The sequence below is a fragment of the Cupriavidus sp. 96C5-1 genome, assembly GCF_057798855.1.
The window spans coordinates 185,333-207,820 of the sequence record NZ_JBYOJU010000006.1 but is presented as its reverse complement, the minus strand read 5'-3'; the positions used below and the strand labels follow the sequence as shown (position 1 = coordinate 207,820).

Here is a 22,488-nt window from a genome sequence, read left to right as displayed (position 1 = left end):
GGCTGCGTGGCTGCTGCGCTGCTTGGATTCGTCTTGAGGGAAACGATATCCAGCTATCTCCATAAGGTAAATTCAGATATTCTTAGCCCGTATATAAGGGATCCCTTAAGGTGATGCGTTCCAGCCCATGTCCTTCCTCCGCGCCCTCACTCTTCGCCAACTGCAGATCTTCGTCACCGTCGCCCGGCACGCCAGCTTCGTGCGCGCGGCGGAAGCGCTGCACCTGACCCAGCCGGCGGTCTCGATGCAGGTCAAGCAGCTGGAGTCCGTGGTCGGGCTGCCGCTGTTCGAGCGCGTCAGCCGCCAGCTCACCCTGACCGAGGCCGGCGACCGCCTGCTGCATCACGCCTCGCGCATCCTCGGCGAAGTCAAGGACGCGGAAGACGGCCTGCAGGCAGTCAAGGGAATCGACCAGGGCACGATCTCGATCGGGCTGATCAGCACGGCGAAGTATTTCGCGCCCAAGTTGCTGGCCAGCTATTCGGAACGCTATCCCGGCGTGGACGTGCGCATTGCCGAGGGCAATCGCGAAACGCTGCTGCGCCTGCTGCAGGACAACGCGATCGACCTGGCGCTGATGGGCCGTCCGCCGCGCGAGCTGGACGCCGTTTCCGAGCCCATCGCCGCGCATCCGCACGTGATAGTGGCCTCGCCGCGGCACCCGCTGCGCAATGCCGAACGCTTCGATCTGCAAGAACTGCGCCACGAGACCTTCCTGCTGCGCGAGCCGGGCTCCGGCACCCGCACGGTGGCCGAGGCAATGTTCAAGCACCACCTGTTCTCGCCGGCCAGGGTCATCACCCTGGGCAGCAACGAAACGATCAAGCAGGCCGTGATGGCAGGCATGGGCATCAGCCTGTTGTCACTGCACACTCTGTCACTGGAACTGCGCACCCGGGAGATTGCGCTGCTCGATGTCGTCGGCACGCCGATCGAACGCGTCTGGCATATCGCGCACATGGCGAGCAAGCGGCTGATGCCCGCAGGCGAGGTCTGCCGCGCCTTCCTGCTGGAGCACGCGGCGGAATACCTGGCGCGGGAGTACGCCGGGCTGCTGCCGGGCCGGCGCGTGGCCTAGGCACGACAAGGCGTAGCATTACGCACTCCCCAAGCCCAGGCTCAAGCCCCATGCGTTCCACGCGATCCCTGCCGCCCCTCGTGTCCCTGCGCGCTTTCGAAGCGGCAGCCAGGCGCCTGAGTTTCAGCCAGGCGGCGCAAGAGCTGTTCGTGACGCAAGGCGCCGTCAGCCACCATATCCAGCGGCTCGAAAGCGATCTGGGCGTGGCCTTGTTCGAGAGGCGCACGCGCGCCGTGGCGCTGACCGAAGCCGGGCAAGCCTATTACACGCAGGTGCATGCGGCCTTCGAGCTGCTGCGCCAGGGCACCGAGCAGCTTCGCGCACCCACCGCCGCGCGCACGACGCTGACGGTCGGCATACTGGCTTCCTTTGCCACCCGCTGGCTGGCGCCGCGCCTGCCGGCCTTCTCCGCCGCCCATCCCGGCATCGACCTGCAGCTGCGGCCCGATATCGCGCTGGCGGACGTCGCCGGCGGCGAGGTGGACGTGGCGATCCGCTACGGCCGCGGCGCCTGGCCGGGCGTGCGCGCGCAACGGCTGATGCCGGAACGCCTTTCCGTGGTGTGCGCCCCTGCCCTGATCGCCGGCCGCAAGCGCCCGCGCCAGCCGCAGGACCTGCTGCGCCATGCGCTCCTGGCCTCGCATGCCAGGCAGCCGTTCGAATGGGACGCCTGGGCCCGCCGCTTCGGGCTGGACCTGGGCCGGGCGCAAACCGTGCACCTGTACGACTACAACATCGTGGTGGAAGCGGCGCTGGCCGGGCAAGGCATGGCCATGGGCCGGCACCGCCTGATCGCCCCGCAACTGGCCAGCGGCGCCCTGGTGCAGGCGTTGCCCGACGCCGTACTCGAAGATCCGCGCATCGGATGGTGGCTCGTCATGCCCCGCGGCGCGCCGGGCGAGGCCGCGCTGGCGTTCCGGAACTGGCTCGCCGAGACGGTCGCCCACGAGTCGCCGGAAGGCACGTATTAGTCTTGCTCATGCATGCAGGGCAAAAACTGGTTTGTCACCCGGCGGGCAGGTCCATAGGATGGGGCTTTCCCGACCCATACCAGACGCAACCGACATGACCCTGGCAACCACCCTCTCCGCCCGCGTGGCCGAACTCGGCCTCGCCCTGGAAGCGCCGGCCGCGCCCGCCGCCAACTACGTGCCCTTCGTGCAGGAAGGCAATCTTCTCTATATTTCCGGCCAGATCTCGCGCAAGCATGGCCAGTCCGCCTACCTCGGCCGCCTGGGCGACAACATCGCGGACGATGACGGCGTGCAGGCCGCGCGCCTGGCGGCGCTGGGCGTCCTGGCGCAGATTGCCGCCGCCACGGGCGACCGGCTGGACCGCGTGGCCCGCGTGGTACGCCTGGGCGTGTTCGTGGCCAGCACGCCGGAATTCCATCGCCAGAGCGCCATCGCCAACGGCGCGTCGGACCTGATGGTGCAGGTGTTCGGCGATGCCGGCCGCCATGCGCGCAGCGCCGTCGGCGTGGCGTCGCTGCCCACCGGCGTTGCCGTGGAAGTCGAAGCGGTGATCGCGCTGAAGGTACCCCTCACCCAGCCCTGAAGCCGGCGCACGCTACTTTACGGGAGACCGCCATGCCTGTTCCGCTAACCCCTGCAGCCGTGGATGCGCTGCGCGCCCGCACGCCGGGCACGCAAACCACCACACATTTCAATCACGCCGGCGCATCACTGCCGTCCGTCGACACGCTGGCGGCGATCCACGCGCATCTGCAGCGGGAGGCCACCCAGGGGCCGATGGAAGCGGGCGTGGCGGCGCGCGAACAACCGGAGCGCGCGCGCATCCTTGCCGCGCGCCTGCTGAATGCGCAGCCGGATGAGATCGCGCTGACCACCGGCAATTCGCCCGGATGGGGCGCCGCGTTCGCGGCCTTGGGAGCCTGGCGCGCCGGCGACCGCATCCTGGCCGGACGCCACGAATGGGGCGGCAACCTGGCCGCCATGCGCCTGATCGCACAGCGCGCGGGCGCGTCGATCGAGGCCATCCCCTGCGACAGCAGCGGCGCGGTGGATCCGCAGGCGCTGGAAGCCATGCTCGATGAACGCGTCCGCCTGATTGCGCTGACCTGGCTGCCGGCCAACGGCGGACTCATCAATCCGGCGGCGGCTATCGGGCAAGTGGCGCGGCGCCACGGCATTGCGTACTTCGTCGACGCCGCGCAGGCCGTGGGCCAGTTGCCCGTCGACGTGGCCGAGGTGGGCTGCGATGTGCTGACCGGCGCGGGCCGCAAGGCGCTGCGCGGGCCGAGAGGCACGGGCCTGCTGTATGTGCGGCAGGATTTCCTGGCACGGCTGGCGCCCGCCTTCGTCGACGCCTATTCGGCGCCGCTGGACGCGCGCGGCGAGCCGGTGCTGCGCGCCGGCGCGGCACGCTTCGAATCGGCGGAAGCGGCGATGGCGCTGCGCTGCGGGCTGGCCAATGCCTTGCAGGAAGCGCTGGAGATCGGCCTGGAGAATATCCGTGCGCGCATCGACCAGACCGCGCAGGCGCTGCGTGCGCAACTGTCGGAGATCCCAGGCGTGACGGTACTGGACCAGGGCCGCGAACGCTCCGGGCTGGTGGCGTTCAACCTGGCCGGACAGGACGCGGTATCCGTGCAACGCAGCCTGGCGGCGCAGGGCGTGGCGATCGGCAGCAACGGCGCCGGCTACACGCCGCTCGACATGAACGCCCGGGGGCTGAGCCAGGTCGCCCGCGCCTCGGTCAGCTACCTGACCACCGAGGCGGAGACCGCAAAACTGCTGGACGGGTTGCGCGCGCTGGCCCGATAGCCGGCTGGCCAAGGCCACTGCCGGGGCCGGCCCGCCTGCGCAAGCTGCCCCGGCAGCGCTGCGGCATGGGCAGGTCCCGGGGCACAAGCGCCGCCCTGCCGCGGCGATGTCGTCAAAGCGGCTGCGCTTGCCGGTAGAGCACCACTTCGCAGCCGGCCGGGACGTCATTGAACCGTATCGACATGCCATGCATGCCGGCAACCGCATGCACGAGGCTCAGGCCGAGTCCGCTGCCGGGCGTGTGCCGGCTCGCCTCCCCCCGGTAGAATCGCCGCAGCACGGCCTGGCGCTCCCCGGGCGCGATGCCGGGACCGTCATCCTTGATCGTGACGCCGAAACCATTCGCGTCGCGGAACAGCGCGACCGAGACCTGTCCATGTTCGGGGGCAAACTTGATCGCGTTCTCGACCAGGTTGGCGAGCGCCTCGAAGAGCAGGCTCGGATCGCCCTGCATCTCGTAAGGCCCCGGCGCGGCGTGCCGCTGCTCGAGCGCGATGCCCTTCTCTTCCGCCGGCGGATCGTAGAATTCGACCACATCGGCAACCACCGACGCCAGGTCGACCTTGACGAAGGTATCCCGCCGCATGCCGCTCTCCACCTCGGAGATGCGCAGGAGCGCGTTGAAAGCGCGCAGGATGCCGCCGGCCTCCTGGATCGCGTCCTCGATTGCGCGCCGGTAGTCGGCATCCGACTTCGCGCGGCGTTCCGCACGCTCCAGCCCCGCCATGAGCCGTGTGAGCGGCGTGCGCAGGTCGTGCGCAATGGCGTCGCATACGCCCTTGACTTCGTGCATCAGCCGCTCGATTTCATCGAGCATGCCGTTCACGACGCGCACCAGTCGGTCAATGTCGTCCCCCTTCGCATGCAGGGGCAGGCGCTGGCTCAGGTTGCCACCGACGATCTCCCGGATGGACGCGGTGACCGCGTCCAGCCGCCGCACGGATCCCGCGCCGACCAGCCAGGCCCCGATCAGGCCGAGAACCAGCGTGAGCGCGGCGGCGGTGATCAGGACATGCAGCAACTCCTCGTCGAAGTGATCGAGTTCATGCGTTTCCTGGCATTGCAGGGCAACGCGGCCATCCTGGAGCCTCGCGGCGATACACCGCCCCGGGGGATCGCCGGGCAGCCCCTCGAGGCGCACGGAGAACGGCTTGTCAAAGAATGGAATCGCGGGACGATTGCCGGGATAGCCGCCCGCCACATGCCTGCCGTCTGCGTCGAAGAGGCCAAACGGGCGCTGGTGGCGCGGATCGTATCGATTCTGGTTTTCGAAGCGGGCGGCGAGATCGTCGGGCGCCACGCGCGCAATGGAGGCGCGTTCGCGCATCAGCCAGTCGTCGATACGCTCGGTTTCGAAGCCGGTGATCTCGACATAGAGATAGCTGAACAGTACGGCGGCCACCACGCCGAACATCGCGAGGAACAGGGTCGCGAGGCGAAAGCTGGTCGTGCGGTAGAAATCAGGCAGGCGCACGGAGCAGGTATCCCGAACCGCGTACGGTATGGATCATCGGCATCGAGCCCGCAGGATCGATCTTCTTCCTGAGGCGGCTGATATGCACATCGATGACGTTGGTGCGCTCGTCGAGGCGGTAATCCCATACGGCTTCGAACAGCATCGTGCGGCTCACCACCTGTCCTTCGTGCTGCATCAGGTACTCGAGCAGACTGTACTCGCGCGGCAGCAGGGGCACGGCGCGCCCCGCGCACGTCACTTCCCGCGTGAGCAGGTCGAGCCTGAGCGGCCCGACCTGATACGCCTGCACGCTCTGCGGCGCTTCGCGCCGGCGCATCAGCGCATCGAGGCGCGCGGTCAGCTCGATGAACTCGAAGGGCTTGGTCAGATAGTCGTCGCCGCCGGCGCGAAGGCCACGCACGCGTTCGTCCACCGCCGAGAGCGCACTCAGGATCAGCACGGGCGTCACCACGCCGGCGCTGCGCAGCGCGGCCAGCATGCCTAGCCCCTCCAGTCCGCCTGGCAGCATGCGGTCGAGCACGATCGCGTCGTAGCTTTTTGCGATCGCCAGCATCAGGCCGTCACGGCCGGTCCGTGCCGTCTCGACCGAGCAACCGTGATCAGTCAGCGCCTCGACGATTTCCTCGAGTGTCTGCGAGTCGTCCTCGACGACCAATACGTTCGACATGTAGGTTTCCAGAAATGGACAGCCCGCGCGGGCGCGGCCTGCCCGCTCGCTTTACACTATGCAAAGCGCATGGCGGCATGCCTTGCCACGCCGGGCAGCCGTTGCGCGCAAACATGAAACAATATTAAGGTATCGGATGGAAAACCGCCCTCCATGCGCATTCTGATAGTCGAAGACGACGCACGCGGCCGGCACTTCCTCTCGCGTGGCCTGGGCGAGAGCGGCCATATCGTCGATACGGCCGAGGATGGCGCCACCGGCCTCGCGATGGCCAGCGAGGGCATCTACGACGTCGTCGTCACCGACCGCCTGCTGCCCGCGCTCGACGGCGTGGAACTGGTGCGCCGCCTGCGCGCCGGCGGCAACGCCACGCCGGTACTGATGCTCTCCGCCATCGGCGGGCTTGCCCAGCGTGTCGAGGGGATCCAGGCCGGCTGCGACGACTACCTCGTCAAGCCCTATGCCTTCACGGAACTGCTCGCACGCGTCGAGGCGCTTGCCCGCCGCATCGATCGCACCCGCATGAACAACGTGCTGCAATGCGCCGACCTGTCGCTCGATACCCGCGCACGCACCGCCAGCCGGGCCGGGCAGGACCTGCGCCTGCAACGCCGCGAGTATCTGCTGCTCGAATGCCTGATGCGCCGCGCGGGGCAGGTCGTCACCCGCAGCATGCTGCTCGAGGCGGCGTGGAGCTACGACTTCGAGCCGCGCGGCAACATCATCGACATGCATATGCACCGCCTGCGCGCCAAAGTGGATCGCGACTTCGCCACACCCCTGATCCATACCGTCGTCGGCGCGGGCTACATATTGCGCCCGGGCGACTAGATATCCGTTCTCCTGGAAGCCTGCCGCATCAGGCGCTCGCGCTTTCACCACGCACCTCGCGCCCGTTGTCGTTCGCGGCAGCCAGGCTGGCGGGCCGCCGCCGGCTCGCCTCGATGCGCCTGGCCAGCCGGTCGAAGAAAAGATGCACCACCGGCGTGGTGAATAGCGTCAGCATCTGCGACAGGATCAGGCCACCGACGATCGCGATGCCCAGCGGCACCCGCAGCTCCGCGCCGGCACCATGGCCCAGCGCCAGCGGCAAGGCACCGAAGAGCGCGGCGAGCGTGGTCATCATGATCGGCCGGAAGCGCAGCAGGCAGGCCTGCCGGATCGCCTCGACCGGCGACAGGCCCTGCTCGCGCTCCGCGACCAGGGCAAAGTCGATCATCATGATGGCATTCTTCTTCACGATGCCGATCAGCAGGATGATGCCGATCATCCCCATGATCGAGAGATCCTGTCCGCACAGGATCAACGCGCAGAGCGCGCCGACGCCCGCCGACGGCAAGGTCGAAATGATCGTCAGCGGATGTATCGCGCTTTCATAGAGGATGCCAAGCACCAGATAGACCACGACAAGCGCCGCGAGAATCAGGTACGGCTCGCTGCGCAGCGAGGCCTGGAAGGCCTGCGCCGTCCCCTGGAACGTGCCCGACAGCGACTCGGGCTTGCCCGCCTCGGCTTCCGCCTTGTGGATAGCGGCTACCGCGGTACCGAGCGACTGGCCCTGCGCCAGGTTGAACGAGATCGTGACCGAGGGAAACAGTCCCTGATGGTTGACCGCGATCGGCGACACGGTGTTGTCGATCCTCGCCAGCGTATTGAGCGGGACCAGTTCGCTGGTCAGCGGCGAGCGCACATACAGGTGCGCGAGCGCGTCCGTGGTCAGCTGGAAGCGGGGATCGATCTCCTCGACCACGTGATACTGGTTCAGCTGCGTGAACAGCGTCGCGATCTGCCGCTGGCCGAACGCATCGTAGAGCGTGTCGTCGATCGCCTGCGCCGTAATGCCGAAGCGCGACGCCGTGGTGCGGTCGATCACGAGCGTGGCGCTGCTTGCCGACGCCTGCTGGTCCGAGCTGACGTCGGCCAGTTCCGGCAGGCCGGAAAAGCGCTTGGTGAGGACCTGCGCCCAATGATCCAGTTCCTGGATATCGGGATCCTGCAAGGTGTATTGATACTGCGCGGCACTGATGCGGCCTCCCACCTGGATATCCTGGCGGACCTGCATCGAAAGCGAGATGCCCATGACCTTCGCGACCTGCGGCTTGAGACGGTTCAGTACCTGCGCGGCGCTGTCGGCGCGCTGGCCAAACGGCTTCAGGTTGATCATCATCCGCCCCTGGCTCACGGTCGGGTTGGGGCCGATCCAGAAGTACACATTGTCCACGGCGGGATCGGCTTCGACGATGCGCCCGAGCTGCTGCATCCGCGCCGCCATCGCTTGCGGCGAAATGTCCGGCGCGGCCTGGGCCATGCCCATGATGAGCCCCGAATCTTCCTGCGGGAAAAAGCCCTTGGGAATCCATACGAAGAGCGCCCCGGTCGCAAGAACGGTCGCGACCGTGACGGCGAGCATCGTCTTCCGGTGCCGCAGTACCCAGTCAAGCCCGCGCTCATAATGCCTCTCCATGGCGACGAAGGCCCGCTCGAGCCATTTCTCGAACCTGCGGGGGCCCGCACCACCCTCGCCGGGCGCGCGGATCAGCCAGCCGCACAGCATCGGCGTGACGGTAAGCGAGACCAGCGCCGACATCACGATGGCCGCGCTCACCGTGACCGCGAACTCGCGGAACAGGCGCCCGACGATGCCGCCCATCAGCAGGATGGGAATGAACACCGCGATCAGCGAGATGGTCATCGAGATAATGGTGAAGCGCACTTCGCGAGCCCCGAGCAAGGCTGCGCGCATGCGCGGCACGCCCTCCTCGATGTGCCGCATCACGTTCTCGATCACCACGATCGCGTCGTCCACGACGAAGCCCACGGCGATGGTCAGCCCCATCAGCGACAGATTGTCGAGACTGTAGCCGAGCAGATACATCACACCGAAGGTGGCGACCAGCGACAGCGGTATGGTCAGGCTGGGAATAAAGGTGGCCCACGCATTGCGCAGGAACGAGAAAATCACCATCACCACGAGGGCGATCGTGAGCAACAGCGTGAACTGCACGTCGTGCACCGATGCGTCGATGGTCTGGGTGCGGTCGCCCACCACATGCAGGTGGGCCGCGGCCGGCAGCGTCGCTTCCAGTGCCGGCAGCCTCGCCTTGATACTGGCGATGGTCTCGACGACGTTATAGCCCGGCTGCTTGTGGATATCGAGGATGATCGCGCGCTCGTGCTGCAACCATGCGGCCTGCTGGGTGTCCTCGGCGGCGTCCACCACCACGCCGAGATCCTGCACGCGCACCGGTGCGCCGTTCTTGTAGGCGATAACGAGATCGCGATAGCCATCCGCCGTCGTGATCTGGTCCGTCGCGTTGAACACGACCGAGCGGTCCGGTCCGTTCAGCGCGCCCTTGGGTGCGTTGACGGTCTGCACGCCAACCATCGAACGCACGTCCTCCAGCGTGAGGCCGCGCGCGGCAAGCTTGTCGGGATCGAGGCGAATCCGTACCGCGGGCCGCTGCTGCCCGTGAAAATCGACCAGTCCGACGCCGGGCATCTGGGAGATCTGCTGTGCCAGGTAGTCTTCAGCGTAGCTGTCCAGTTGCGTCAGCGTCAGCGATGGCGACGTCAGCGCCAGCGACAGCAGCGTGAAGTCGGCGGGATTCACCTTCTGGTAGGTCGGCGGATTCGGCAGGTTCTTCGGCAAGGTTCCCCCCGCCGCGTTGATCGCCGTCTGTACGTCCTGCGCCGCGCCGTTGATATCGCGCGAGAGATCGAACTGGACGGCGATCGACGTGGTGCCCAGTGAACTGGACGAGGTCATCTGCGTGACCCCGGCCATGTTCGAGAGCTGGCGCTCGAGTGGCGTTGCGACCGACGTCGCCATCGTCTCGGCGCTTGCGCCGGGCAGCTTGGCCACCACCTGGATGGTCGGGAAATCGACCTGGGGCAGCGGCGCCACCGGCAGGAGGAAATACGCCATCGCACCGGCAAGCAGGACCGCGATCGCGAGAAAGCTGGTCGCGATCCGTCTCTGGATGAAAAACGCTAGCAGGCTCATGACGGGATACCAGGGCTGGTCCCGGCGGGCGACGCGCTGGCTTCGGCGGCCGCCGGGACCATGCTGACGGCAACGCGCGTACCGGGATTCAGGCGGCTCTGGCCATCGAACACAACGAGGTCGCCGGCGGCGATGCCGCTACGGATCTCGGTCATGCCGTCCACGCTCGCGCCGGTCTGTACCGCGCGCATCTGCGCCTTGCCGTCCGCCGCGACCGTATACAGTTGCGGCCCGCTTTGCGTATTGACGATCGCGCGGCTCGGCACGGCGAGGCGCTGGCTGTCCGTGCGTACCAGGACATGGGTGTTCACCAGTTCGCCTGGCCACAGCTTGCGATCCTGGTTTGTGAACGATGCCTTCAGCTTGATCTGGCCGGTGGCCGCATCGACATGGCTGTCGATGAAAACCAGCGCGCCGTTTGCGAGCGCTTCGCCGCCGGCACGGGCGGTGACGCTCACCGGGAGCGGTGCCTTCGCCTGGTTCGCCAGCAGATCCGGCAGCTGCTCTTGCGGTACGGAAAACAGCACGGTGATCGGCTCCATCTGCGTAACGGTCACGATGCCGGTCGCATCGGCCGGGTGGACGATGGCCCCGATGTCCGCCTCGCGCGCGCCGACCCGTCCCCGGAACGGCGCAGCCAGGGTCGTGTATCCCAGTTGCAGGCGGTCGCTCTGCACCGTCGCGGCATCGGCTGCAACGGTAGCGGTCAACGCTTGCACCTGCGCCTTCGCCGTATCCACGCTCTGCGAAGTGGCGGCGCCGATGCCGACCAGCTTCGCATAGCGCGCGAGATCGAGACGCGCATTGTCCAGGCTCGCCTGGTCCTTGCGCTGCGCGGCTTCGGCCTGATGCAATTGCGCCGTGAGCGGCCCCTGGTCGAGCTGTGCCAGCACCTGCCCCTGGCTGACGTCCTGCCCTTCGGTGAAGGCCACGCGCTGCAACTGGCCGTCGACGCGGACTTTCACATCGACCGAGTTGAGTGGCTGCACCGTCCCGACCGCGTCCACGCGGATCGGAAAGTCGATCCGCTTTGCCTGGCCAGCGTTGACGGGCACAGCGGCAGCGGCCGTGCGCGCGGGATGCGCGGGCCAGAACCACCACACCGGCAAGGCGAGCGCGATGAGCAGCGCAACGCCCGCGACGCGCCTGGATCCGTGCCCACGTCGAGCCTCCGGCTCACGCGGAATATGTTCTACCTGCTTCATGAGAGAGTGGGATTCCTTGGGTTGTCGCGGGATGCGGGCGCGGCTGGCATATCGGTCACGCCCTCGCCTCCGCCAAACGCGCGGAACAGCCCGACTGATGCCTGAAGGCGTTGCAGACGGACCTGCGCGAGCGTGTCTTCGGCCTGGTAGAGCGTGCGTTCGGTGTCGAGCACGGTCAGGAAATCGACCGTGCCGAGCTTGTACTGCGCTTCGGCCAGCGTGACGGCCTTGCGCGCGGCGTCGGCCGCGGCCTGATCCGCCGTTTCGGCGAGCTGGAGCTGCCTGGCGGCCGAGAGCGCATCCTCGACGTCCTGCAACGCCGTGACGACCGTCTGACGATAGTCGGCGACGCCCTTTGCCACTGCCGCCTGATTCGCATGCAACTGGCCGCGCAACGCGCCGCCATCGAGGATGGGAGCGGCCAGCGTGGACGCAATGGTCCCGAACGGACTCGACAGGAGGCGGGACAGCGAGGTACTGCTGAAACCGCCGTCGGCCGTCAGCACGATGCTGGGAAAGAACGCCGCGCGCGCCGCGCCGACGCTGAAGTTTGCCGATTGCAGCGCCGCCTCCTTCGAGCGGATGTCGGGCCTTGTCTCGAGCAGGCTGGCGGGAATATCAGGGCGCGCCTGCGGAATCGGAATGCTGTTCAATGGCGCCTCGCCCGCCGCGAACTGCTCGGGCGCCGTGCCTGTCAGCGTCGCAAGGAGGTGAGTGCTTTGTTCGAGCTGCTGTTGCAGCACGGGCACTGCCGCCTGGAACGTGGCGAGTGCGTTGCGCTGCTGCTGCACCTGCAGTTCGGTGGCGACGCCTGCGTCGCGTTGGGCCAGGAGCAGTTGCAGGATGTGCGCGGCGGCGTCGGAGATGGCTTGCGCCAGCACAAGGCGGCGGCGCAGCCCCTGGATCTGGAAGTAGGTATCCGTGACCGATGCGGTCAGGGTCAGCGCGACCGTGTCCCGATCGAATTCCGAGGCGCGCGCGAGCAGGCTCGCCGCATTCGCATTGGCCGAATTGCGGCCCCAGAAATCGATCTCGTAGCTCGCCTCGGCAAAGAGGCTCTGGCCGTGGCTGCTCGAACCGCCGCTCTTCTTGCCGCCGCGCTCGACGCTGGCGCCGAGCGACAGGCTCGGATACAGGGCCGCGCCACTCCTTTCGGCATTGGCGCGCGCCTGGTCCACGCTCGCCACCGCCGACGCCAGCGAGAAATTGTGCTTCAGGCTGCGCTCGACCAGCGTATCCAGATTCGGATCGCCGTAGGCACGCCACCAACCGCTCCTGACGGGAATGGTATCGGCCAGCGGCGCTTGCGCGGCGCCAGCCCAGGACTGGGCCATCGGCACATCGGGCCGCTGGTAGGTGGGCACGAACGAGCACCCCGGCAGCAAGAACAGCGCGAGCACGGGCACCAGGAGCGGAGCCAGGCGGGCAATCGGCGCAGGAAGCCGACGCCGCGGGCGCGAAGGTGACCTGGCCGCTCCCGGGATTCCCGGTCCCGGGAGGCGAAGCGTGCAGCGCGATAGCGCCGGGCGGTACGGCCCTGACATGAATGGAGTCCTCGCAACATGAATGAAGCGAGCTTAGCGAACACCTCCTGTCGGCCCTGTCGCGCAATGATTAAATGGATTTAATGAAGCACGCCCGAGCGGCCGGCCCGCTGGTCGCACGCGGCGGGCCGGAACTGGCTTGGGGTGGCGCCGGCGAACTTGCGCATCGCCCACACGCCTCGCAGACTGGATCACGGGTAACTAGGATCGCGGCGCACCTGGCAGGTCGCGTCAATGCGAGGCGGTGTCATTGAGACTGTCTTGAGACTTCTCGACCGAGAGCGCGCGCTTGAGCTCTTCAAGAGTGACCGGTTTGAACACAATTTCGTCCATCCCTGCGGCCAGACATTGTTCCACGGTTTCCGCCTCGGCGCTGGCCGTCAGGCCAATGATCCGGCATCGCCGGCGCTTGCTCCGAGTCTCCTCCCAACGTATTCGCTGGGCCAGTTCGAAACCACTCAGACGCGGCATCTGCCTGTCGGTTATCACGACATCGAAGTGGGTGCCAAGCCATGTTTCAAAGGCCTGCTGACCGTCTTCGGTCATGGCAACCTTGTGACCCATCATCTCGATCTGTGTGCCGAGTGTTTGGCGATTGAAAGGATTATCCTCCGCCACCAGTACAGAGAGCTGACGTGCTTCAGCGGATGCGCCCTGCCGGTGTGGCAGCGCCTCAACCTTGACAGCGTTCGGGGGCTCGCAGACAGGCAAATTCAGCTCGACGCTAAAGCACGACCCTTTGCCAAGCTCACTACGGAGGTCGATGGTCCCACCCATTTTGTGGACCAAACGCCGGCTGATATTCAGGCCGAGCCCGCTTCCCGTCGTCTGCGCGGAGGCCTGCTGGCCAACTTGCGAGAAAGGTCTGAACAACTTCGCCTTGTCGTCATCGGAGATGCCGATCCCCGTATCGATGACATCGAGCTTCAGGTGCAGTCGTTCCTGCACCCGGTCGGCCATGGCACGTATCGTGACACCGCCCGCCGCAGTGAACTTGATTGCGTTGCTCAGCAGGTTGAACAGTACCTGCTTGAAATGCAGCGGATCCATCATTACCCATTCAGCCAGATCGTCTTCAATGTCGAGATCCAGCGATAGGCCCTTTTGCTGAGCCATGCCCGCAACGACTTGAATGATCCTTTCAATCTGAGCTTTGACCAGCACTGGCTCGGGGGACGAATCGATCTTGCCGGATTCGATGCGGGAAAGGTCAAGCACGTTGCCCAGCAGTAGGAGAAGTCCTTGCGCAGCTTCCTGGGCAATGGACAACGACTGGACATCGACCTCTCCCTGCTTGGCCTTCATTAGTGCGAGCTCCTGCAGACCGATGATCGCGTTCAGCGGCGTGCGGATCTCATGGCTCATCGTTGACAGGAAAACGCTCTTGGCTTGATTGGCGGACTCGGCCCGTTCTTCCGCTTCCCGGGTCCTGCGGACTTGGCGCCTCAGGTAGAAGGCCCAGATAAGCGAAATCGAGATAAGGGCAGCGAAGGCGCCGCTTAGCTGGAGGATCCTGGCCCGGTGGTCGCGCCAGAAGTCGCTCCCGCCCCTGGCGAAGCGCGGCTCCCAGGCGTGGACGATGTCCGCGACCTCTTGCGGCGTGATCGCCAACTGCGTTTTCTCCAGGATGCTTTGCAACTCCGGCTGGTTTTTCGCGACGCCGACGCCAATAGGCGTGGAGATGTCCTGCAAGATCCCGGCGACCTGGATACGATTGCCGAAGTATTGCGCTGACAAGTACCGGCCGGTGTAGTCGCTGCTCAGGTACGCCTCGTTCTGCCCTGAATCAACCGAACGCATCGCATCAAGGAATGTGGGATATACCTTTAAATGGATCTCCGGATAGTCGCGTTTTATCGTATCGATAAAAAAGTAGCCTTCACCCGTCGCGAGGGTCCTCCCATTCAAATCGGAAAGTCCGTCGAAACGCCTTCCGTCGTCACGGCCATCACGGGTTGCCGTCATCAATACAGTCGAACTGCGCAGATACGGCGGCAATATGTCCAGTTGCGTCTCCAACTGGTCAGACTGAGACATGACCGGCGTCAAAAGCGCATGCCCCTCGGCAATCAGCCTTCTCGATTCGACGGTATTTTTCGTTCCCACGTACGAGAACTTCAGGCCACTACGCTGGCTGATCAATTCCAGGTAGTCGTGACCAATGCCGGTCACGCCGCGATCCGGGCCCAACTCGCCCAGCGCGCCAAGTGAGTAGTTGACCGCCACAGGCACCTGCGGGTGGGCATCCAGCCAGCGCTGCTCCGCAGGCGTCAGTTTCACGCGTTCGTCTTCGATCCTCAAACGGCGCCCGGCGCTCCAGCTGCGCAGGATGTCTTCCCCATAGCGCATGGAGATCCTGGGTATCGCGCGGTCAATGATATCCCGCAGCGGCTCATCTCCTGGGCGCAGAAGGAACCGAAAGCCCTTGCTCTCGATCGGCGCGAAATTCTCGATGCGTAGACTCAGCAGGTAGTTCGTCTGTATCAAGTAGTGCGACGACACCGCGTCACCTAGCACCGCGTCAATCTCCCCCAGTGTCAGCGCCTCCAGCGCCCGTTGAGGGCTGTCGAACAATCGGACCTTGCTTAAGGGATAGGCCTCGTGTACTGCAGATTCAGGGAGATAGCCCACGGTCATACCCAGCACGGTCCCCGGGCGTTCGCGCTCGAAGGGCTTGGTGCCGGACGTCACTAGAACGGGGCGGTCCGGGAGGTAGGATTCACTGCGGAGCAGGCCGTTTTCCTTGCTCTCTATTTCGCTGCCTGCACCCAGCAAGTCGATTGCCCCGGAGCGCAAGGCGGCCAGCGCAGCCGCCCGGGATGGGAAAGCCCGTACTTCAGGCGATTGCTCGAAGATCAGGGTCAGATAGTCCGCGGTGACGCCTTGGTAGCGGTCGGCATACAGGATGGACAAGGGCGGATAGTCTGGGAACACGACCCCAACCTTGAGCGGCCTGCGCTCTGCCAACCACTGGCGCTCCGGTTCGCCGAGCCAAGGACGAGCACTTGCGGCCATCCGGCCGGATAACGTGATGTCGTGCGCTTGAGAGGTAACCACCGGGGCGATGAGCAGGAACAGAGCAATGGTGGCGGAGGCGAAAGGTCCAGCGAGGGGATTGAATCGTCCCTTGAGGCGCATATTGAATGCCCGAGATAGAGAAAGCCGGTATGACCATTCTCCTCGCTGCTCAGTCTGGAAACGGCCGGAATGCGCATTTTAAGCTCTTGCGGACGAGAAGCCACCGGTGATTTTCGGACGCGGCAGACGTACGTCCACCCATACCGTGTCCTGCTGATTCGGCGAAGTGGAGCCGCGATGCCGGACGTGCGGAGGGATCGGTATGACCACGCAGGCTTGCCCTGCATGGCGATGGTCCATGTACCCGCCGGGGCGCTGGACGCGGCTGCGCGCGCCCGCTATGTTCGCCTCGCTCACGATGCTTTCCGGCTGGCGTTGCCGGACGCCGGCAACCGCATGCCGATTACGCCAGTAATCGTGCACGACGTCGCGGATGGCACCTGGGGTGCCAATGGCACGGTCTGGCGCTTGCCGGAATTTGCGCAGGCAGCCGGCTCCGGGCACTTGCAATCGCTTGTTCGTGCTGGCTGACGGAATAATCGGAAATTGCCGCGGACGCGGCTGAAGAAGGTGGTGCCCATGGGCAGGATCGAACTGCCGACCTCTCCCTTACCAAGGGAGTGCTCTACCACTGAGCCACATGGGCATTGACTGACATGCTGTACCGCACTGGAACGCAGGCTTGGGATACGGCACCCCAATGCACTCCAAGTGATTGATTTTATTGAGGTTTTTGCTTCCACCCTCGAATCGATGGACTGCATTATGGACTAGTCCCGAGACCTTGGCAACATCCTTTACCGCGAAAATTGCAAATCACCTTGAAGTTGCTCATTTTGTAGTCTAAGGGGCGAACTTGCCGTGCTGCGGACACGCCGGGACGTCCAGGTACCAGCGGTCACAGCGCGGGAGAGTGACAACGGCGCACCGGCCTGGCATGCACAGGCATGCCAGGCCGGTTGCCGGTTTGCCCGGCGCGGCGCGGCGCGGCGCGGGTTAGATGCCGAATTCAAGGCCCATCATCGGTACCTTGGCGGCTTCGCCTTCGACCTTGTTGAACGACTGCCTGCCGAAGTTCACGCCGATCAGGCCACCGTGGATGGTATAGCCGGAGCCCAAGGGGTTGATCTTGCCGCTGGCCGACGACTGGCTAACGGAGCCGCTGTTCCAGCCAACCAGGCCACCGAGGGTCCGGCCAGCCTTGCTGGTGACCTGGCCGGAGGCGGAGGCGTTGCTGATCTGGCCAACGTTCATGCCAACCAGGCCACCGACATGGCTACCGGCCCCTCCTGCGACATCGCCGCTGGCCGAGGAAGCCGTCACGCTGCCTCCGTCGAGGTAGCCAATCAGCCCGCCGGCATTGGCGCCCATGCCGCCGGTGACCGCGCCGTCAGCCCTGGCGCCATGGATCGAGCCGTCGCGGCTGAAGCCGATCAGCCCGCCGACGTTGGCACCGGTGCCGCCGGTAACCTTGCCGTATGCCTCGGCCCTGTTGATCGTAGCGAAGCCACTGTAGCCGATCAGCCCCCCCACGTTAGCGCTGCTTTCATCGCGCACATCGCCCTTGGCGGTGAGATTGGTCAGGGTGCCCTCCAGGTTCTTGCCGATCAGACCGCCGATCGCCTCCGCGCCGGCGCCGGTGACCTTGCCGCTGGCCGAGGCGTTGTTCAGCGAGCCGCTTTCGTTGAAGCCGACCAGGCCGCCGATATGAGCGCCCGCTCCGCCGGTCACGTTGCCGGAGGCGGAGACATTGGTGTGACGCCCGCCCAGGTTATGGCCGATCAGGCCGCCCACGTAACGGCTCTTGCTATCGAGCACATCGCCGCTGGCGGAGGCGTTGGCGATAGACCCCTGCTGGTTCTTGCCGATCAGGCCGCCGATCGCCTCCGCGCCGGCGCCGGTGACCTTGCCGCTGGCCAAGGCGTTAGTGAACGAGCCATTGGCGTTGAGGCCGACCAGGCCGCCAATATAGGCACCCTTGCCACCGCTCACGCTGCCGGAGGCGGAGACATTGGCATGGGTCCCCCCCTGGTTGTGGCCGATCAGACCGCCCAGATAACGGCCACTGCCATCGCTCACATCGCCGCTGGCGGAGCCGTTGGTGACAGACCCCTGCTGGTTCTTGCCGATCAGGCCGCCGAGCGCCTCCGCGCCGGCGCCGGCGACCTTGCCGCTGGCCAAGGCGTTGGTCAGCGAGCCGCCGTTGTTAAGGCCGACCAGGCCACCCAGGACGCCATCCCGACCCTTTCCCGAAACGCTGGCGGAGGATTCGACATTGGTCAGCGAGCCGCCGTCGTTGATGCCCACCAGGCCACCCAGGTTCAGCCCGTTGCCGGCCAGATCGACCGAGCCCTTGCTGCTGCTGTTGAGGATCTGTGCACTACGGTTCACGCCGACCAGGCCACCCGCGCCGTAGAAGTTGGAGCCGTTCTGCATCTGCCCGGCCAGGGCGACATCGGCCTGGCTATTGGAGATCTTCGCCACGCCATTGCCGTTGCCCATGTTAAGGGCCACCAGCCCGCCCATGGCATAGGTATTGCTGTCGCCGATCACCTTGCCGCTGGCAGAGGATTTGTCGATGCTGCCCCCTTGCAGATTCATCGCCACCAGCCCGCCAAGGCTGTTCAACATGGAGCCGCCGGTAACGTGGACATTGGTGGCCTTGACGTTGAAGATGCTGCCGAGGTTGACCCCCGCCAGCGTGCCGACCTGGGCGTTGTAGTGGGTGGCGCGAGCCGCGCTGACCGAGATACGGTCGAGATTCAGGTTGCGGATGTCACCGGCGTTCACACTGAACAGGCCGATGAAGCCGTCGCCATGGATGGACAGGTTATCGATGGTATTGCCCAGGCCGTCGAACACCCCGCTGAAGGTGCCGGCGTCGCCCAGCGACCGGAAACGGGCACCGTTGCCGGCAATCCTGTTACCCAGTACGTAGCGGCCGCTCAGGCCGTTGTCGATGCCGCGCAGTTGGGCCAGGTTCTGGATCACGGCGTAAGACTCGCCGTTGGACTGGAAGGTGGCGCCGGTGCCGGAGAGGGTCACCGCTTTGCCGTCCTTGAGCGAGTAGCCGTTTTTGCCGTAGTTCAGCGCCAGACCGGCGCCCGCGCCGGTAAGGGCTAGGTTGTCGTTCAGGCGGACGCTACCGTTCTGCGCGGTCAGCGCGAGGCTGGCCCTGTCGCCGCTGGCGCGCAGTTCGCCATCGACGCGGACATCGCCGCGCTCGGCCGTCAGGCTCAGTTTGTTGCCGCTGCGCCAGGACACCGGCGCCTTGACGGACAGGTCGCCACTGCTGCTGGTCAACTCGATATTGGTGCTGTCCAGGTTTCGCGACAGGGTATCGGCCCGCAGGGTCGGGGTTTTGCCGCCGTTGTTGCCGTCAAGGCTGGCGATGCTCACATCCTTGGAGCGGATCTTCCAGGTGCCGGTGTTGCCCTTGTCGGCGCGGGTATCTACCACCGTCGCCAGTTGCACTTCTACCTGGGCGCCCCGGGTTTCCACCACGCCACCGTTGCCCTGGCCATCGAGGGCGCTGGCGTCCAGACGGCCGGCGACCCGCACGATGCCGCTGTCGCCGCCATCCAGCACGATCCTGCCGGACTTGTTCTGCAGGGTCTTGGCCTCGATCACGCCCTGGTTGCTGACCACGGTCTTGAGCAGGCTGTCGGCGCTCCTGGCGGTCATCAGCACCTGGCCCCCGTCGGCCTTGAGCAGGCCACCGTTCTGTGCCAGGGCATCCACCGCGCCGCTGTTGACCTGCAGGTTGAGCAGGCCATTGCCGTCGAAGTTGACGCTGAAGTCCTTGCCCGCGCCCAGCGCGACGCTGCCCATGCGTGCCTGGACCACGCCGCTGTTGCTGACCTGGGCGCCGAGCAGGGCGACGCTGCCGCCTTCGCTGGCGGTCAGGGTGCCGGCGTTGCTGATGGCGGCGCCGGAGTTGCCGGCGAAGCGGTAGTTGCCGCCGAGGAAATCCTTGTCGGTGATGTTCTGGGTGGAAGCCACCAGGCCGCCGACGTTGACCTGGGCGGACTTGCCGAACACCACGCCGTTGGGGTTGACCAGGAACACCTTGCCGTTGGCGTCGATGCGGCCCTGGATGTCACTGCCGTTGGTGCCGATGACGCGGTTGAGGGCGATGGATGCGCTGCCGGGCTGGCGGAAGCTGACGCGTTCGTTGCCGCCCACGCTGAATTCGTTCCAGTTGGTGATCAGCTTGTTGCTCTGCTGGTCGATGGTCATGTGCTTGCCATCGGGGGAGGTCTGCAAGGTGGCGTCGCCGGCGACTATCGCCGCGCCACTTGGCAGGGCAAAGGCCGGAGCCTGCCCGAGCAGGCCGAGCAGCGATACGCCCGCGGCGATCACTACCTTGCCGCGGCCGGCCTTGCCGCGCCGCCGGGTCAGTTCGCTGGCGACGTTCCAGCAGCCCAGTGCCTGGTTCCAGACTAGTGCATAGCTCTTGTTCATGATGAATCCTCTTGTGTGAAAGACTCTGCTGACTCCCCAGCAGAACGGGCAATGCTCAGAAGGACCGGGTCGCCTGGAGCCAGAGGCGTGGCGTGCGCTCCGGTTTGATGTTGTCTTCGCCCTTGCCGAGCGGCCAGGCGGCGGTCAGGCTGACCTGGTGGTCGCTGCCGTACCAGGTGGCGCCGACGCCCGTGCCCGCCATGTGGTTGTGGTTGCATTCCCGGGTCCAGGGGCGCTTGTTGAACTTCACCGCCCCCTGGTCGATGAAGGAACTCAACTGCCAGCCTGGTGCCAGGCTGTAGCGCAGTTCCACGCTGGCCTGCCAGCCTTCGTCCCCGCTGCCCCTGGCAGTGCCCATGGGATAGGCCCGCACGCCATAGGGGCCGCCCAGGCCGATCTTCTCGGCGCTATCCAGGTTGCCGGAGGCCCACTGGGCGCTCAGCCGGGCGAAAAACTGGACGCGTCCGCTCACCTGTTGCAGGCGCATCGCACTGAGATTGAGCTTGTCGAAGCTGCCGGCCTTGCCGGCAGTGCGACTGTCCACGTATCGGTCTATCGGGTCGCCGATGCGCAGGCGGCCATGCCCGTAGGTCAGCGAGAAGCCGTTCTGGCCGCCGCCGAACAGGCGGTCCTGGCTGTTGCCGCTGATGCCGACCGTCCACAGGCCGATATCCTTGCGCCCGCGAAAGTCGAAGAGGCCGATGTTGTCGCGCAGCGTCTTGTTCTCGTATTGCACGAGCGCAGAGATATTGACGCTGCGGCCACGCAGCAGGGGTTGCGCAAGGAACAGGCTGTCGATGGTGGCCCGGCCGTGGGCATCCAGTTCCGAGAAGTCCCTGCCGAGGCGGTAGCGCATTTCGGAGCGGGCCAGGCCAATGCGGGTGGACCAGGGGCCGACCGGCAATTGGTAGGCCGCACGGTAGTAGCGCTGGTGCCGGTCGCTGCCCAGCAGCCGCAGGTTCAACTGGTCGCCCAGGCGCAGCGGGCTGTTGAGGCCGAGACTGCCGCTCAGGCGGTATTCGCCGGTGGTGTAGTCGCCATAGTTGTCGGCCTCCACGCTGCCGCTGACAAGCGGGCTGGCGCTCGTCTCGACCAGCAGATCGGTGGTGCCGGCCCGCTGGCCGGGGCGCAAGGTGCCCTTGGCCTCGACGCCAGCGATGTCGCTGAGCAGCAGCAGGCTGCGTTCCAGTTCCGCGCCTTGCACCGCGGCGCCGCTTTCCAGCCGCGCCAGCGGCTGGCGCAGTACGCCATCGAGCGTGCGTGAACCGTTCTGCAGCCGGATCTGCCCGTAGCGCCCTTCGAGCACCTCGATGCGCACCTGGCCGTCTTCGACTTCCTGCCGCGGCAGGTAGGCGCGCGCCAGCGCGTAGCCTTGCGCCTGGTAGAAAGCGCCGATGCGTCCGGCGGCGTCATTCAGCTCGGCGAGGCTCAGCTCGCGTCCCCTCAGGTCGTCAAGCAGTGCCAGCAAGCGGGGCGAGTCGAACAGCAGGTTGCCGCCGATGTGGAAGCCATTGACCCGAACTCGCGGCCCCTGCTCCGCCTCTTCGACGGTGGCGCGGTCTCGTGTCCCGGGTAGTTCCAGCTCCAGCTCCACTGGTTCGGGCAGGCTGGGGCGGGTGCTTTCGACGTCGCGCATCACCTGGCCGGCATTGGGCGGCACCGGCACCGGCGCCGCCGATACGGCAAGGGAAAACAACAGCGACATCGCTCCCGCTGCGCGGATATGGCGTCTGTTGTCCGGGCAGGAGCGCTGACGGAACCGAGGCGCAAGGACGAAAGACGCCGGAAGGTGGCTGGAATGAGGGGCAGTGTCTTGCGCGGAACGCTTGCGAGATTCCTGCCCCGTGCGGGAAAAATACTTCTCTGTGTTCAAGGAAATCTTCAATTTCTAGCAGCTGGACAGGCTCTCTAATCGAGACAATTTGCGGAGGGGGCACCCGATCAGTACATGCGGATAACGGGGTGCAATTGGTGTGGCGCGCCCATCGTTTGCTCCGGAACCAGGGCAGCGGACAGCGTTGCCCCATTCGCCGGCATACCCATCGCCAGCCGTAGCGGTGTCTTTTGCATCCGCCCGGCGAGGCTTTAAATCGTCTTTCCTCGGGTGGAGGTCGATCACCAGCGATGATGGGTATGTCCTTCCCGACTTCGGAGCAGTGGATTTCCCAGAAGCCTGCCGCCGATAT

The 22,488-nt window shown here is 65.9% G+C and carries 14 protein-coding genes and 1 tRNA gene; 6 read left to right on the top strand and 9 right to left on the bottom strand.

The features are described from left to right. The first annotated feature begins 127 nt into the window (after window positions 1-127). The 4 genes from AC3FOF_RS10620 (at window position 128) to AC3FOF_RS10605 (ending at window position 3,864) form a co-directional block, all read left to right on the top strand. Window positions 128-1,078, top strand: coding sequence for a LysR family transcriptional regulator (locus AC3FOF_RS10620; RefSeq protein WP_488726571.1), 951 nt, complete (start codon window positions 128-130; stop codon window positions 1,076-1,078). A 50-nt stretch (window positions 1,079-1,128) separates the two neighbouring features. Then, on the top strand, window positions 1,129-2,049 hold the full coding sequence (gene gcvA, locus AC3FOF_RS10615; RefSeq protein ID WP_488726570.1) for a transcriptional regulator GcvA: 921 nt from the start codon (window positions 1,129-1,131) through the stop codon (window positions 2,047-2,049). A gap of 94 nt (window positions 2,050-2,143) precedes the next feature. Next, window positions 2,144-2,635: a RidA family protein gene (locus AC3FOF_RS10610; RefSeq protein ID WP_488726569.1), complete on the top strand. Its 492-nt coding sequence runs from the start codon at window positions 2,144-2,146 to the stop codon at window positions 2,633-2,635. A 32-nt stretch (window positions 2,636-2,667) separates the two neighbouring features. Continuing rightward, window positions 2,668-3,864 (top strand): aminotransferase class V-fold PLP-dependent enzyme, encoded by a 1,197-nt coding sequence (locus tag AC3FOF_RS10605; protein WP_488726568.1) that lies wholly within the window; start codon window positions 2,668-2,670, stop codon window positions 3,862-3,864. A 112-nt stretch (window positions 3,865-3,976) separates the two neighbouring features. On the opposite strand, the gene AC3FOF_RS10600 is transcribed toward AC3FOF_RS10605, so the two are convergent. After that, window positions 3,977-5,338, bottom strand: coding sequence for a sensor histidine kinase (locus AC3FOF_RS10600; protein ID WP_488726567.1), 1,362 nt, complete (start codon window positions 5,336-5,338; stop codon window positions 3,977-3,979). Then, window positions 5,325-6,008 carry a response regulator transcription factor gene (locus AC3FOF_RS10595; RefSeq protein ID WP_017226628.1) on the bottom strand — a complete coding sequence of 228 codons (684 nt, stop codon included), beginning with the start codon at window positions 6,006-6,008 and terminating at the stop codon, window positions 5,325-5,327. The genes AC3FOF_RS10600 and AC3FOF_RS10595 overlap by 14 nt, the downstream gene beginning before the upstream one ends. A gap of 153 nt (window positions 6,009-6,161) precedes the next feature. On the opposite strand from AC3FOF_RS10595, the gene AC3FOF_RS10590 reads away from it, so the two are divergent. Continuing rightward, on the top strand, window positions 6,162-6,839 hold the full coding sequence (locus AC3FOF_RS10590) for a response regulator transcription factor (protein WP_017226629.1): 678 nt from the start codon (window positions 6,162-6,164) through the stop codon (window positions 6,837-6,839). Window positions 6,840-6,867: 28 nt separating this feature from the next. Here the strand turns inward: AC3FOF_RS10590 and AC3FOF_RS10585 are convergent, their stop codons facing one another. The 4 genes from AC3FOF_RS10585 to AC3FOF_RS10570 form a co-directional block, all read right to left on the bottom strand. After that, entirely contained in the window at window positions 6,868-10,011 is a 3,144-nt protein-coding gene (locus AC3FOF_RS10585; RefSeq protein WP_488726566.1) for an efflux RND transporter permease subunit, read from the bottom strand. Further along, window positions 10,008-11,216, bottom strand: a complete 1,209-nt coding sequence (locus AC3FOF_RS10580; protein WP_488726565.1) for an efflux RND transporter periplasmic adaptor subunit — start codon at window positions 11,214-11,216, stop codon at window positions 10,008-10,010. The genes AC3FOF_RS10585 and AC3FOF_RS10580 overlap by 4 nt, the downstream gene beginning before the upstream one ends. Continuing rightward, window positions 11,213-12,616: an efflux transporter outer membrane subunit gene (locus AC3FOF_RS10575; protein ID WP_488726564.1), complete on the bottom strand. Its 1,404-nt coding sequence runs from the start codon at window positions 12,614-12,616 to the stop codon at window positions 11,213-11,215. The genes AC3FOF_RS10580 and AC3FOF_RS10575 overlap by 4 nt, the downstream gene beginning before the upstream one ends. A gap of 375 nt (window positions 12,617-12,991) precedes the next feature. After that, a complete protein-coding gene (locus AC3FOF_RS10570) occupies window positions 12,992-15,898 on the bottom strand; it encodes an ATP-binding protein (RefSeq protein ID WP_488726563.1) in 2,907 nt (968 codons plus the stop codon). A 225-nt stretch (window positions 15,899-16,123) separates the two neighbouring features. Between AC3FOF_RS10570 and AC3FOF_RS10565 the strand changes: the two genes are divergently transcribed. After that, entirely contained in the window at window positions 16,124-16,369 is a 246-nt protein-coding gene (locus AC3FOF_RS10565) for a hypothetical protein (protein WP_488726562.1), read from the top strand. 40 nt (window positions 16,370-16,409) lie between these two features. On the opposite strand, the gene AC3FOF_RS10560 is transcribed toward AC3FOF_RS10565, so the two are convergent. The 3 genes from AC3FOF_RS10560 to AC3FOF_RS10550 all read right to left on the bottom strand — a co-directional run bounded on the left by AC3FOF_RS10560 (window position 16,410) and on the right by AC3FOF_RS10550 (window position 22,007). Next, window positions 16,410-16,484: transfer RNA gene (locus AC3FOF_RS10560), tRNA-Thr, on the bottom strand. Window positions 16,485-16,834: 350 nt separating this feature from the next. Further along, a complete protein-coding gene (locus tag AC3FOF_RS10555; protein WP_488726561.1) occupies window positions 16,835-20,302 on the bottom strand; it encodes a GLUG motif-containing protein in 3,468 nt (1,155 codons plus the stop codon). 55 nt (window positions 20,303-20,357) lie between these two features. Next, window positions 20,358-22,007, bottom strand: coding sequence for a ShlB/FhaC/HecB family hemolysin secretion/activation protein (locus tag AC3FOF_RS10550; protein WP_488726560.1), 1,650 nt, complete (start codon window positions 22,005-22,007; stop codon window positions 20,358-20,360). Window positions 22,008-22,488: the final 481 nt, after the last annotated feature.